The organism is Bradyrhizobium sp. SZCCHNR1002 (assembly GCF_032381435.1).
In the GTDB taxonomy this organism is placed as follows: domain Bacteria; phylum Pseudomonadota; class Alphaproteobacteria; order Rhizobiales; family Xanthobacteraceae; genus Bradyrhizobium; species Bradyrhizobium aeschynomenes.
On the sequence record NZ_JAUHIS010000002.1, the window covers coordinates 787,004 to 800,053 of the forward strand.

Sequence of the window (13,050 nt, forward strand, 5' to 3'; positions counted from 1 at the left end):
TTTGATGTTTGCCAGGGGATGGAAATGAAGCGCTGCTTTGCTTTGGGAATTGCTGCGGTCGCGTTGATGGCAAGCGCCGGGATGGCGCGGGCGGAAATGTTCGACACCAGGGACATCTTCGGCGGCGGGCCGAACTTCTACCAGAGCGGCGTCAGCCCCATTCCGCGCGAGAGGGTCATGTTCCAGGGCGACTATGCGCCCGGCACGATCGTCGTGAACACCTCCGAGCGCCGGCTCTATCTGGTGCTGCAGGGTGGCCAGGCGCTGCGCTACGGCATCGGCGTCGGCCGAGACGGGTTCCGCTGGAGCGGCGTCCATCGCATCACCGCCAAGAAGGAATGGCCGGCCTGGACCCCGCCGTCGCAGATGCTGCGCCGCCGCCCGGATCTGCCGCGTCACATGGCCGGCGGCATCGAGAACCCGCTCGGCGCGCGGGCGATGTATCTCGGCTCCACGCTGTATCGCATCCACGGCTCCAACGAGCCGGAGACGATCGGCCAGGCGGTGTCGTCGGGCTGCTTCCGCATGACCAATGACGACGTCACCGATCTCTACGACCGCGTCTCGGTCGGCACCACGGTGATCGTCAAGAACTGAAGCACGGGCGAGTTGCACGCGGGATCATGTCGCAAGGCCGGAGCGCTCATCATCGCCGGGAGCAAGCCATCTGCTTGCGGCGGTCGGCCCGGACCGCGGCAGTCGCCCTGACTGCCGCGCTGGCCTCGCTCGTGACCATGACGATCCCGCTGCCGGCCTCGACCGCGGAGATCCCGGCCATCGCCGCGCGCCAGCGCGCCGAGAAGAAGAGCTTCACCGACGCCGAGATCACCGACGGCTTCTTCAAGACCGCGTTCGGCGCCGAATACCATCTCGCCGGACGCGTCGATCGCATCCGCAAGTACAGCGCGCCGGTGCGCGTGTTCGCTGACGGCCGCCGCGCCGACCGCAAGGCGCAGCTCGCCAAGGTCGTGGGCGACATCGCCGCCCGCGTCCGTCATCTCGACATCGCGATGACCGAGACCAACGGCGACGCCAACGTCCGGGTCAAGCTGGTACGCGACCGCGACCTCTACCACACCATCAGCCAGGCCTATGGCAGCGAGCGCGCCCGCGAGATCAAGACCTCGCTCGATCCGCAATGCCTGTCCGGCTTCCGCAAGAACGAGGCATTCGAGATCGAGCATTCCGACGTGATCCTCACCGTCGACAATGGCGATTTCGTCTTCCTCGACTGCGCCTATGAGGAGCTGCTGCAATCGCTCGGGCCGATCAACGATACGGCGAGCGTGCCCTGGACGATGTTCAACGACAACGTCTCGATGGGCTATTTCGACGTCTACGACCAGTACATCCTCAACATGCTGTACGACCCGCGCGTCAAGGCCGGCATGTCGCTGGCCGAGGTCAAGGCGGTGCTGCCGGCCGTGCTGACGGATGTCCGGGCCTGGGTGAAGCAGGTCAACGATCTGGCGGAGTGAGGCGGAAGCTCAGCGGGGCATCGTCTTGGCCCTCAGATGAAGCCCCTGTCTCGCGTCAAGCTCTGGTGTCGTCCCGGCGAACGCCGGGACCCACGCCGCGGCCCTGCGATGGGAGCACGCTGGGCGAGACCTTCTTCCAACAATCAGACTCGGTGGTTATGGGTCCCGGCGTTCGCCGGGACGACACCGGATTTGGGGAGACCGCGTCGCCAACTCAGCTACTTGCAGATCCCCTTCATCGCCTTCCATTCCTCGGCGCTCAGCAGCGGCGGGCCACTGGCGGGGCGGTCGGCGGCGCGCATGCGGGCCAGGCGATCCTCGGTCAGGGGGTGGCTCGACCACAGCGACAGCTTGCCGTCCTGCTTGCCGGTGATGCGGAACATCAATTCCCCCATCGGCCGGGTCGGTCGGCCGAGCTTGCGCATCACCTCGATGGCGAAACTGTCGGCCGCCTCCTCCGCCTCGCGCGAATAGGACGCGTCGATCATGGCGCGGGAAGCGAAGACCGCGGCGCCCGCGCCGGTGACGTCGCCGAACAACAGCCCGATCAGGAACGAGCTGCCGCCGTTGTGAATGAGCTGCCGCAGATTGTCGCGATGCTTGAGATGACCGAGCTCATGGGCCAAAACGCCGGCGACCTCGTCCGGATCGTTCGACTTGTCGAGCAGCCCGCGGAACAGGAAGAAGCGGCCACCCGGCAAGGCGAAGGCGTTGGGGATCGGGGTATCCAGCACCTGCGAGGCGATGCTGTCGTCGAGCCCGGCCGGCCGGCGCAGCGCCGTCACCAGCTTGGCGAAGGCCGCCTGCCCGGCCGCCTCGCTGCAGAGCTTGTCGCCGAACAGCGCCTGGATCTGCACCACGGCCGCTTCGCCGAGATGGCGCTCCATCGCCGGTGGAACGAGGGGCGTCAGCCGCTCGGCGGCAAAGGGAAGCACGACCAGCACGATCACGACGATCGACGCCGCAGCCGCCAGCGACCAAGCGACGATGCGCGCGATTCCGCCGCGCGTCAGCCGGTTCTCGTCGATATGGCTGCACCGCGCGATCAGCTCGGCGGCAGCCGCGGCGTCGCGGATCTCGAGCCGTGCCAGCGGCGAGGCCGACAAGCAGCTGACGCGCAGCGTGCCGCTCGGCCCGTCGACACGACGAATGTCCGCATAGGGCCAGGATACGAAATTGTCGGCGCTGCGCATCACGAGCTGATTGGCGAAGCCGATCGTAACGGTCTGCCGCCGGTTCGACAGTCCGTCGAAATAGGTCGCAGCACTTCCGGACGGCGCCGCCGGCTCGGCCGGCACGCCCTCGGCAGCGCGAGCCGCGCTGAGCTCGGGATCAGAATCCGGCGACGTCGAGTCCATCGGCAAACCCCTCGCCGAGCGCGCTGGCCAGATCGCCCTTTGCGGCGACATTGGCCATGGCCTCGACGCCATGCACCTGAACCGATTGCAGCACCGTCGCCCACATGTCGCGCACCAGATAGAGGCGCATCACGACGTTGAGCGCCAGGATCCAGGCGACGTAGCCGAGCCCCAGCAGCACCAGCATCGGAATGTTGTTGGAGAGCGCCTGGGCCTGCGGCAGCTCATCGCTCCCCAGCCCGAGCAGGCTGTGCATCAGAAAGGCCACGGCGCCGAAATAGGCGCCGGATGCGATCGACAACAGGATCCACCAGCCGATCACCTTCCAATACAGGCCGTAGAATGCGTTGCCCGGCAAGGTCGACTCCAGGCGCACGCCGCCGAAGCGGATGCCCGACAGCCACCAGCGCCATTCGACGGCTTTGAACTGCGCATAGACGAACGGCAGCAAGGGAAACAACAGCATCGCAAACGGCGTGATCACCCAGAGGTACCAGGCCCGCTTGAAAAACTCCCAGCCGCGTCCCTCGAAGTCGCCGCTGAGGTCGCCGTAATGCGAATGCCGCATCTTGTAGCGCTCGAGCGCTGCGGCGCGCCACGGCCAGGCCAATCCCAGCGTCAGCACCGCCAACAGCGTCCACAGCATGGCGCGGCCGGAATAGGCCCAGCCCGAGCCATCCATCCAGAACCGGATGCCGCGCCAGACCGTGCGCGTCAGCCGGTAGCGCCGCGCGCGATAGATCGCGAACTGGCCGAAGGCGTAGAAGGCGATCACCAGCGGCACGCTGGCGAACCCCTGGTACCGCTCGGCCTCCACGGTGACGAGGAAATAGGCAAGGTAGATCGGGACCAGGATCGCCATGGCGAACAGGAAGCCGATCAGAAGCTCCTTGCCGCGGCCGGTATATTCGGCGGCATCCCCATCGACCGATGTGTTGACCCACAGATGCCGGCGGATGTCGGTCGCCAGCCAGAACCGGTAGAAGCCGAGGGTGATCAGTTCGATGGCCGCACCACGGCTGACCAGCCGGAAGAACTCCCCGCGTGCGCCGGAAAACACCGCGGCGAGCGGCGGAAGCGGCGGAGGCTGCTGCGGAACATAACTCATCTGGTTCACGGCTCGCGCCTCCGACACACGCAATGACATACAAAATACCTCGGTTGTTCGTCGCGGCGGCGACTCCGAGGTTCGAGGTGGGCGACGCATTTTGCACGCAACTCGGCCGGAAAAAAACACCGGCCGGGGCGAAGCGCAAATAAATATCGCGCCCGGCCGATTGGCGAACGCGAATCTCTCGCGCGCGCATTCAGGCCGGCCGGCGTCTCACGACGTCTTGTCGAACAATTCCCGCCCGATCAGCATGCGACGGATCTCACTGGTGCCGGCGCCGATCTCGTACAGCTTGGCATCGCGCAGCAGCCGTCCGGTCGCATAGTCGTTGATGTAGCCATTGCCGCCGAGCAGCTGGATGGCGTCGAGCGCGCATTGGGTCGCCTTCTCCGCCGCAAAGAGAATCGCGCCCGCGGCGTCCTCGCGGGTCGTCTCGCCGCGATCGCAGGCCTTGGCCACGGCGTAGACGTAGGCGCGCGCGGCATTCATCGTCGTATACATGTCGGCGACCTTGCCCTGCACCAGCTGGAACGTGCCGATCGGCTGGCCGAACTGCTTGCGCTCGTGCACATAGGGCAGCACCGCGTCCATGCAGGCCTGCATGATGCCCAGGGGACCTGCGGCGAGCACGGCGCGCTCATAGTCGAGGCCCGACATCAGCACGTTGACGCCGCGGCCGACCTGCCCGAGCACGTTCTCCTCCGGCACCTCGCAATCCTCGAACACCAGCTCGCAGGTGTCGGAGCCGCGCATGCCGAGCTTGTCGAGCTTCTGCGCGGTCGAGAATCCCTTCATGCCCTTCTCGATGATGAAGGCGGTGATGCCGCGCGGGCCGCCTTGCGGATCGGTCTTGGCATACACGACCAGCGTCTCGGCGATCGGACCGTTGGTAATCCACATCTTGTTGCCGTTGAGGATGAAACGGTCGCCCTTCTTGTCGGCGCGGGTTTTCATCGACACCACGTCGGAGCCGGCCTGCGGCTCCGACATCGCCAGCGAGCCGACATGCTCGCCCGAGATCAGCTTGGGCAGGTATTTGCGCTTTTGCGCCTCGTTGCCGTTGCGGCGGATCTGGTTGACGCAGAGGTTGGAGTGGGCGCCGTAGGACAGGCCGACCGAGGCCGAGGCGCGCGAGATCTCCTCCATCGCGATACAGTGCTCGAGATAGCCGAGCCCGGCGCCGCCATACTCCTCCTCGACCGTGATGCCGTGCAGGCCGAGCTCGCCGATCCGAGGCCAGAGGTCGCGCGGAAACTGGTTGGAGCGGTCGATCTCGGCCGCGCGCGGCGCGATCTGCTCCTGCGAAAAGCTCGCCACCGTCTCGCGGATCGCGTCCGCCGTCTCGCCGAGATCGAAATTGAACATGCGCTGCGCGTTGGCGATCATGGGGCGGCCTCCTGCTAGTCTTCTGCTCTGCAACAATGGCCCAAAGCCATATTCCGTGACGTGGCGCTTGTCACGCCCGACATCCAGGTGAACACCAGCCTTGCGACGCAAGACCGGCCCTGGCGGCTCCCGGCAAACTCCGCGCTTGCCCCGCGCTCCCGGGCAGGATGTAATCGCGCCAAGTATCGCCGGACAAATAGAAGCTGGCCATCAGGGAGACGTCCATGCACGGGACCACCACCACGGCCGAAGCACATCGACCCGCCGCGGCAGGCGAGCGCGTCATCGAACGGGCCGCCGGCCGCGCAGCATCGCTGCCGCTCGCCGACTTCGATCCCGGCCATCCCGAGCTGTTCCGCACCGACACGCATTGGCCCTATTTCGACCGGCTGCGCCGCGAGGACCCGGTGCACTACTGCCGGGACTCGATGTTCGGTCCGTACTGGTCGATCACCCGCTACGACGACATCATGGAGATCGAGACCAACCACGCGGTATTCTCTTCGGCCTCGGCGCTCGGCGGCATCACCATCCGCGACGTGCCGCCCGATCTCCGCCGGGAAAGCTTCATCGCGATGGACCCGCCGCGTCATGCCGCGCAGCGCAAGACCGTGGCGCCGATGTTCACGCCGACGCATCTCGACGAGCTCGCGATCAACATCCGCAAGCGCTCGGCGGAATGCCTCGACAACCTGCCCGTCGGCGAAGTGTTCGACTGGGTCGACCGCGTCTCGATCGAGCTGACCACGCAGATGCTGGCCGTGCTGTTCGACTTTCCCTGGGAGGACCGCCGCAAGCTGACGCGCTGGTCCGACATCGCGACGACGCTGCCCGGACCGGACGGCCTGGTCGCGACCGAGGACGAGCGGCAGGCCGAGCTGATGGAGTGCGCGCGCTATTTCGCGCGGCTGTGGCAGGAGCGGCAGAACCAGCCGCCGAAAAGCGATCTGCTGTCGATGATGGCCCACAGCGAAGCGACGCGGAACATGGACCCGAAGAACTTCCTCGGCAATCTCGTGCTCCTGATCGTCGGCGGCAACGACACCACGCGCAACACCATGTCGGGCAGCATCTACGCGCTGAGCCAGAACCCGGATCAGTACCGCAAGCTCAAGGCCAATCCGGCCTTGATCGACAGCTTCGTCCCCGAAGTGATTCGCTGGCAGACGCCGCTTGCGCATATGCGCCGCACGGCGCTTGCCGACTTCGAGTTCCGCGGCAAGCAGATCCACAAGGGCGACAAGGTGGTGATGTGGTACGTCTCGGGCAACCGCGACGAGACCGCGATCGAGCGCCCCTACGACTTCATCATCGACCGCAGCCGTCCGCGGCAACATCTGTCATTCGGCTTCGGCATCCACCGCTGCGTCGGCCTGCGGCTCGCCGAGCTGCAACTCAAGATCATCTGGGAGGAGATCCTGAAGCGATTCGATCATATCGACGTGATGGACGAGCCAAAGAGGGTCTATTCGAGCTTCGTGAAGGGATATGAGACATTGCCGGTGAGGATTGCGGCGTAGGTTGTGTGTCGAATACGAATCGAATTGGCGCCGGCTCGAACCGTGCAGTAGCTGAGCGATACGGCGCCCTCTCCCCTTGCGGGAGAGGGCATCTCCGGCCCTTCCGCGCATGCGGTCGGGTGAGGGGTATCTCTCCGCGGGCGCCTCTCGTGGAGACATACCCCTCACCCGACCGAGTTTGCAGGGCTTCCCTACATGCCCTCTCCCGCAAGGGGAGAGGGCGCATTCATGTGCACCTCATCCGCCGATCTTGAGTTGGCGCGATGATGCGTTCAACAGAAGGACCACCCCATGACCGCCCAGGCCGCGCTCCGTTCCGACCATGCCGATCTGCTGCGCGAGGCGCGGCTGGAGGCGTATGCGACGCCGATCGAGGACTTCCATCCGGGCGCGCCCAGGCTGTTCCAGAACGACACGCTGTGGCCCTGGTTCGAGCGGCTGCGCAAGGAGGCGCCGGTGCATTACTGCACCAAGGCGCCGATCGAGCCGTATTGGTCTGTCACGCGCTACCACGACATCATGCATGTCGACACCAACCACGCGCTGTTCTCCTCCGACGTCAGCAACGGCGGCATCATGATCCGCGACGTGCCGCCCGGCTATGAATGGCCGAGCTTCATCGCGATGGACGAGCCCCGCCATGGCGAGCAGCGCAAGACGGTGCAGCCGATGTTCACGCCGGATCATCTCGACGAGATGGCGGTGCTGATCCGGCAGCGCTCGGCGAAGGTGCTGGATTCGCTGCCGCGCAACGAGACCTTCAACTGGGTTGAGAAGGTCTCGATCGAGCTGACGACGCAGATGCTGGCAACGCTGTTCGACTTCCCGTTCGAGGAGCGGGGCAAGCTGACGCGCTGGTCGGATGTCTCCACGGCCCTGCCCAAGAGCGGCATCGTATCCTCCGAGGAGGAGCGCCGGCGCGAGCTCGCGGATTGCGCCGAGACCTTCGGCAAGATGTGGAAGGAACGCCAGGCCAATCCGGGCCGCGACCTGATCTCGATGATGGCGCATAGCGAGGCGACGCGGCACATGACGCCGGACAATCTGATGGGCAATCTGATCCTGCTCATCGTCGGCGGCAACGACACCACGCGCAACACCATGACGGCCTCGGTGCTGGCGCTGAACGAGAACCCGGCCGAGTACCAGAAGCTGCGCGACAACCCGGCGCTGATCGAGACCATGGTGCCCGAGGTGATCCGCTGGCAGACGCCGCTCGCACATATGCGACGCACGGCGCTGGTCGACACCGAACTGGGCGGCCAGAAGATCAAGAAGGGCGATCGTGTCGTGATGTGGTACGTCTCGGGCAACCGCGACGGCGAGGTGATCGAGAACCCCGATGCCTTCATCATCGACCGCAAGCGGCCGCGCATCCATCTCTCCTTCGGCTTCGGCATCCACCGCTGCGTCGGCATGCGCCTGGCCGAGCTGCAGCTGCGCATCGTCTGGGAGGAGATCCTGAAGCGCTTCGACCGCATCGAGGTGGTCGGTGAGCCGAAGCGTGTGTATTCGAGCTTCGTGCGCGGCTATGAAAGCCTGCCGGTGCGGATTCCGGGGTGAGTGCTTAAGGGGCCTCGTGGTTCGAGACGCGCCGCGAGCGGCGCTCCTCACCATGAGGGTTAGTAGCTCGCTCAATCAGCAGATGCTTCCCCTCATGGTGAGGAGCCGCGCAGCGGCGTCTCGAACCATCGGCCCGGACATCCGACCTCGCATGCTCATGAACTGCAGGACACCATGACCGTTTCAGATCCGCCAAGCCCTGCTCCCGATTGGCCGCTCGCCATCTATCAAGCGCTCAAGGCGGCCGATGTCCGGCAGCTCTGCTACGTCCCCGACGCCGGCCATTCCCGCCTGATCCGGCTCGCGCATGACGATCCGGCGATCGCGACGACGGTGCTCACCACCGAGGAGGAAGGCGTCGCGCTCTCCGCCGGGGCCTGGCTCGGCGGCCAGCGCGCGGTGCTGCTGATGCAGTCCAGCGGCGTCGGCAATTGCGTCAACATGCTGTCGCTGCTGTCGAGCTGCCGCTTCCCGTTCCTGAGCTTCGTGACCATGCGCGGCGAATGGGCCGAGTTCAATCCATGGCAGGTCGCAATGGGCAAGGCCACGCAAGCCGCCTTCGAGATCATGGGCGTCACCGTGTTCCGGCTGGAGCGTCCCGATGACGCCGGCGAGATGGCAGCCGCAGCCGCAAGGCTCGCTTACGACAGCGATCAGCCGATCGCGGTGCTGATCGCCCAGCGCATGATCGGCGCCAAGAAGTGGACGGAGAGCAGGTGATGGACGCAGCACTCGACCGCCGCGCCGCCGTCAAGGCGCTTCTGCGGGACCGCGGCGAACTCCTGGTCGTCAGCGGCCTCGGCTCATCGTCCTACGACGTGTTCGCCGCCGGTGACCATCCGGCGAACTTCTACCTCTGGGGCGCGATGGGCGGCGCGGCCATGATCGGCCTGGGACTGGCATTGGCGCAGCCGTCGCGGCCGGTGGCGGTGATCACCGGCGATGGCGAGCAACTGATGGGGCTCGGCAGCCTCGCCACAATCGCCGCGAAGAAGCCGAAGAACCTCGCCATCATCGTGCTCGACAATGCGCATTTCGGCGAGACCGGGATGCAGCCGAGCCATTCCGGGCTTGGCGCCAATCTGGAGCTGATCGCCACCGGCGCCGGCTTTCCGTCGGTGTGCACGATCGCCGATCAGGCTGCGCTCGATGCGTTCCGTCCGAAGCTGCACGATCTCGCCGGCCCGCATTTCGCCCGCGTTGGCATCTCGACCGAGCACGTCGACCGCGCTTTGCCCGCGCGTGACGGCGTCTATCTGAAGACCCGCTTTCGCGGCCATCTCGGATATCCCGTCAGCTAGAACACGGCGCCTCGTGGTTCGATCTGTCGCTGCGGCAAGGCTGACCGGCGGCAACGCTGGCATTCCAAGCTTGCCAAGCGTGGCACGCTTCGTCATAGGCTATCAGGAACAGCATACAGGGAGACGCAGGCCGTGCAGGATCGGCCTGCGAGGAAGCCAATGACAGAACAACATCAGCACGACGATTATGCCGACATTCGTGATGCCGTCGCAAAGCTCTGCGCCCAGTTCCCCGGCGAATATTGGCGCAAGCTCGATCGCGAGATGGCCTATCCGTCGGCGTTCGTCGATGCGCTCACGCAGGCTGGCTATCTCTCCGTGCTGATCCCCGAGGAATATGGCGGCGCCGGGCTGAAGCTGTCGGCAGCAGCCGCGATCCTTGAGGAAATCCAACGCGCCGGCTGCAACGGTGGCGGCTGCCACGCCCAGATGTACACGATGGGCACGGTGCTGCGGCACGGCTCCGCAGAGCAGAAGGCGAAGTGGCTGCCCAAGGTCGCGAGCGGCGAATTGCGGCTGCAGGCCTTCGGCGTCACCGAGCCGACCTCGGGCACCGACACCTCCTCGCTCAAGACTTTCGCCAAGCGCGACGGCGACAGCTACGTCGTTAACGGCCAGAAGATCTGGACCAGCCGCGCCGAATATTCCGATCTGATGATCCTGCTGGCGCGCACCACGCCGAAGGATCAGGCGCAGAAGCGCACCGATGGTCTCTCCGTCTTCATCGTCGACATGCGCGAGGCCAAGAAGGCCGGGCTGACCATCCGCCCGATCCGAACGATGATGAACCACGCGACCACGGAGGTGTTCTTCACCGATATGCGCGTGCCCGCCGAGAACCTGATCGGCGAGGAGGGCAAAGGTTTCCGCTACATTCTCTCCGGCATGAATGCCGAGCGTATCCTGATCGCGGCCGAATGCGTCGGCGATGCCAAATGGTTCATCGCCAAGGCCACCGCCTATGCCAAGGAGCGCGTCGTGTTCGGCCGTCCGATCGGCCAGAACCAGGGCATTCAGTTCCCGATCGCCAAGGCCTATGCCTCGATGCGCGCGGCCGAGCTCATGGTCAAGGAAGCCACCCGCAAATACGAGGCGGGACTGGATTGCGGCGCCGAGGCCAACATGGCCAAGATGCTCGCCGCCGACGCCTCGTTCGAGGCGGCCAATGCCTGCATCCAGACCCATGGCGGCTTCGGCTTCGCCGAGGAGTACGACGTCGAGCGCAAATTCCGCGAGACGCGGCTGTATCAGGTGGCGCCGATCTCGACCAACCTCATCCTCTCCTACGTCGCCGAGCACGTGCTCGGCATGCCCAGGTCGTATTGAGGTCTGTCATGCTTCCGCTTGAAGGGATCACCGTCGTCGCCGTCGAGCAGGCCGTGGCTGCGCCGTTCTGCTCGTCGCGCCTGGCGGATGCCGGAGCCCATGTCGTCAAGATCGAACGTCCCGAGGGCGATTTCGCCAGGGGCTATGACGCCGCTGCCAAGGGCCAGAGCAGCTACTTCGTCTGGCTCAACCGCGGCAAGGACTCACGCATCGTCGACCTCGCCAAGCCGGAAGGCCGCGCGGAGCTGGAGACGCTGATCGCCAGCGCCGACGTGCTGCTGCAGAACCTCAAGCCCGGCTCCATGGACAGAATGGGCTTTGCCCGCGAGCGGCTGCGCAAGGACTATCCGAAGCTGATCTGCTGCACCATCACCGGCTATGGCGACACGGGTCCCTATGCCGATCGCAAGGCCTACGACCTGCTGATCCAGGCCGAGAGCGGGCTCGCCTCGATCACCGGCGGCCCCGAGGGCCCGTCACGCGTCGGCATGTCCATCGTCGACGTCGCAACCGGCGCAACCGCACATGCGGCGATCCTGGAGGCGCTGATCAAGCGCGGCCGCACCGGCGAGGGCGCCGACATCCGGATCTCGATGTTCGACGTGATGGCCGACTGGCTCACGGTGCCCTTGCTCAACGCCGAAGCCGGCAATGCGCCGAAGCGCATCGGCCTCGCCCATCCCTCGATCGCGCCCTATGGCGTGTTCACCTCGAAGGACGGCAAGGACATCCTGATCTCGATCCAGAGCGAGCGCGAGTGGAAGACGCTGTGCGCCAAGGTGCTGGACCAGCCTGCTCTGCCCGAGGACCCGCGCTTCGCCAACATGGTCGAGCGCGTCCGCAATCGCAGCGTCACCGACGGCATCGTCGCCGCGCGCTTCGCGGCGCTGTCGCGCGACGAGCTGCTCGCCAAGCTCGCGGCCGCCGATATCGCCTTTGCCGAGGTCAACAGCATGGCCGATCTCGCCGTGCATCCGCATCTGCGGCGCATCAAGGTCGACACGCCGAACGGCGTCGTCTCCTATCCGGCGCCGGCGGCGATCGTGGTCGGCGATGACAGGCGCTATGGCGCGGTGCCCGCGATCGGCGAAGCCGCCTCGCCGCATCAGCGAAAGGGTTGATCATGACGGACACGCTCGATCTCGATCATCTCAAGCAATGGGTCGGCCGCAGCGCCGAGGCTGCCGACATCGTCACGGCGCAGCTCACCAAGGGCCTCCGCGCGACGCTCTTCCAGGACATCGGCGAGCCGACATCGGGCGAGATCGCGCCCTACACGGTGCATTGGTGCCTGGGCCAGCCGGTGTTTCCGCACGATCAGCTCGGCCCCGACGGCCACCCGACCCGCGGCGGCTTCCTGCCGCCGGTGCCGCTGCCCCGGCGGATGTGGGCCGGCGGCGAGGTGCAGGTCGTCGATCCGCTGCGCGTCGGCGACCTCGCCACGCGGGTATCGACGATATCGGACGTCAGCTTGAAGAGCGGCTCCACCGGCCGGCTCTGCTTCGTCGCGGTCGAGCATGTCGTGTCGACACCGCGCGGTGTCGCGATCCGCGAGCGCCAGGACATCGTCTATCGTGACATGGGCGGCGCGCCGGCTGCGCCCGCGAAGGCGCCGCCGCCTCCGCCGGTCGCGCAACACAGCGAGAGCCATGTCTCCGATCCCGTGCTGCTGTTTCGCTATTCCGCGCTGACCTTCAACGGCCATCGCATCCACTACGACCGCGACTACGTCACCAAGGTCGAGGGCTATCCGGGTCTCGTCTTCCACGGTCCGCTGCAGGCCGCGCTGCTGGTCGAGTTCGCCGCCAAGCTCAAGGGCAAGCCGCCCGCGAAATTTGCCTATCGCGGGGTGCAGCCGCTGTTCGAGGGCAGCGAGTTCTCGGTGAATGCCAATGACAAGGACGGCGGCCTGGAGCTGTGGACCGCCAACGCCGAGCGCCAGCCGACGATGAAGGGCACGGCGACGTGGTGATATAAGCCTCGTCATTGCGAGCGAAGCGACGCAAT

12 protein-coding genes are annotated in these 13,050 nt (G+C 66.0%); 9 read left to right on the plus strand and 3 right to left on the minus strand.

The window, feature by feature from the left end:
• Positions 1–24: 24 nt before the first annotated feature.
• Positions 25–597, plus strand: coding sequence for a L,D-transpeptidase (locus tag QX108_RS16115; protein ID WP_315787023.1), 573 nt, complete (start codon positions 25–27; stop codon positions 595–597).
• Positions 598–734: 137 nt separating this feature from the next.
• Positions 735–1,478, plus strand: a complete 744-nt coding sequence (locus tag QX108_RS16120; protein WP_210262376.1) for a DUF2927 domain-containing protein — start codon at positions 735–737, stop codon at positions 1,476–1,478.
• A gap of 218 nt (positions 1,479–1,696) precedes the next feature.
• Here QX108_RS16120 and QX108_RS16125 read toward each other — a convergent pair whose 3' ends face one another.
• The 3 genes from QX108_RS16125 to QX108_RS16135 form a co-directional block, all read right to left on the minus strand.
• Complete coding sequence (locus QX108_RS16125; protein ID WP_315787025.1) at positions 1,697–2,836, minus strand: M48 family metallopeptidase; 1,140 nt, start codon at positions 2,834–2,836, stop codon at positions 1,697–1,699.
• A complete protein-coding gene (locus QX108_RS16130; RefSeq protein WP_315726650.1) occupies positions 2,811–3,944 on the minus strand; it encodes a DUF898 family protein in 1,134 nt (377 codons plus the stop codon). The genes QX108_RS16125 and QX108_RS16130 overlap by 26 nt, the downstream gene beginning before the upstream one ends.
• A gap of 216 nt (positions 3,945–4,160) precedes the next feature.
• Positions 4,161–5,333, minus strand: coding sequence for an isovaleryl-CoA dehydrogenase (locus QX108_RS16135; RefSeq protein ID WP_172134020.1), 1,173 nt, complete (start codon positions 5,331–5,333; stop codon positions 4,161–4,163).
• A gap of 224 nt (positions 5,334–5,557) precedes the next feature.
• Between QX108_RS16135 and QX108_RS16140 the strand changes: the two genes are divergently transcribed.
• From QX108_RS16140 to QX108_RS16170, 7 genes are all read left to right on the plus strand, one after another.
• A complete protein-coding gene (locus tag QX108_RS16140) occupies positions 5,558–6,853 on the plus strand; it encodes a cytochrome P450 (protein WP_315787028.1) in 1,296 nt (431 codons plus the stop codon).
• Between the two features lie 291 nt (positions 6,854–7,144).
• Positions 7,145–8,416, plus strand: coding sequence for a cytochrome P450 (locus tag QX108_RS16145; protein WP_315787030.1), 1,272 nt, complete (start codon positions 7,145–7,147; stop codon positions 8,414–8,416).
• A gap of 174 nt (positions 8,417–8,590) precedes the next feature.
• Positions 8,591–9,136: a thiamine pyrophosphate-binding protein gene (locus QX108_RS16150; RefSeq protein ID WP_315787032.1), complete on the plus strand. Its 546-nt coding sequence runs from the start codon at positions 8,591–8,593 to the stop codon at positions 9,134–9,136.
• Positions 9,136–9,717: a thiamine pyrophosphate-dependent enzyme gene (locus tag QX108_RS16155; protein WP_315787034.1), complete on the plus strand. Its 582-nt coding sequence runs from the start codon at positions 9,136–9,138 to the stop codon at positions 9,715–9,717. The genes QX108_RS16150 and QX108_RS16155 overlap by 1 nt, the downstream gene beginning before the upstream one ends.
• 159 nt (positions 9,718–9,876) lie before the next feature.
• Positions 9,877–11,043 (plus strand): acyl-CoA dehydrogenase family protein, encoded by a 1,167-nt coding sequence (locus QX108_RS16160; RefSeq protein ID WP_172114716.1) that lies wholly within the window; start codon positions 9,877–9,879, stop codon positions 11,041–11,043.
• Positions 11,044–11,051: 8 nt separating this feature from the next.
• Positions 11,052–12,164 carry a CaiB/BaiF CoA-transferase family protein gene (locus QX108_RS16165; protein ID WP_315787037.1) on the plus strand — a complete coding sequence of 371 codons (1,113 nt, stop codon included), beginning with the start codon at positions 11,052–11,054 and terminating at the stop codon, positions 12,162–12,164.
• A 2-nt stretch (positions 12,165–12,166) separates the two neighbouring features.
• Positions 12,167–13,015, plus strand: coding sequence for a MaoC family dehydratase N-terminal domain-containing protein (locus tag QX108_RS16170; protein WP_315787040.1), 849 nt, complete (start codon positions 12,167–12,169; stop codon positions 13,013–13,015).
• The last annotated feature ends 35 nt before the right edge of the window (positions 13,016–13,050 follow it).

Excerpts from the sequence above, each read along its gene's own strand:
- QX108_RS16145 (WP_315787030.1), top strand. The coding sequence starts at position 7,145 with ATGACCGCCCAGGCCGCGCTCCGTTCCGACCATGCCGATCTGCTGCGC.
- QX108_RS16135 (WP_172134020.1), bottom strand. The coding sequence starts at position 5,333 with ATGATCGCCAACGCGCAGCGCATGTTCAATTTCGATCTCGGCGAGACG.
- QX108_RS16130 (WP_315726650.1), bottom strand. The coding sequence starts at position 3,944 with ATGAGTTATGTTCCGCAGCAGCCTCCGCCGCTTCCGCCGCTCGCCGCG.
- QX108_RS16165 (WP_315787037.1), top strand. The coding sequence starts at position 11,052 with ATGCTTCCGCTTGAAGGGATCACCGTCGTCGCCGTCGAGCAGGCCGTG.
- QX108_RS16120 (WP_210262376.1), top strand. The coding sequence starts at position 735 with ATGACGATCCCGCTGCCGGCCTCGACCGCGGAGATCCCGGCCATCGCC.
- QX108_RS16155 (WP_315787034.1), top strand. The coding sequence starts at position 9,136 with ATGGACGCAGCACTCGACCGCCGCGCCGCCGTCAAGGCGCTTCTGCGG.
- QX108_RS16125 (WP_315787025.1), bottom strand. The coding sequence starts at position 2,836 with ATGGACTCGACGTCGCCGGATTCTGATCCCGAGCTCAGCGCGGCTCGC.
- QX108_RS16140 (WP_315787028.1), top strand. The coding sequence starts at position 5,558 with ATGCACGGGACCACCACCACGGCCGAAGCACATCGACCCGCCGCGGCA.
- QX108_RS16150 (WP_315787032.1), top strand. The coding sequence starts at position 8,591 with ATGACCGTTTCAGATCCGCCAAGCCCTGCTCCCGATTGGCCGCTCGCC.
- QX108_RS16115 (WP_315787023.1), top strand. The coding sequence starts at position 25 with ATGAAGCGCTGCTTTGCTTTGGGAATTGCTGCGGTCGCGTTGATGGCA.
- QX108_RS16170 (WP_315787040.1), top strand. The coding sequence starts at position 12,167 with ATGACGGACACGCTCGATCTCGATCATCTCAAGCAATGGGTCGGCCGC.
- QX108_RS16160 (WP_172114716.1), top strand. The coding sequence starts at position 9,877 with ATGACAGAACAACATCAGCACGACGATTATGCCGACATTCGTGATGCC.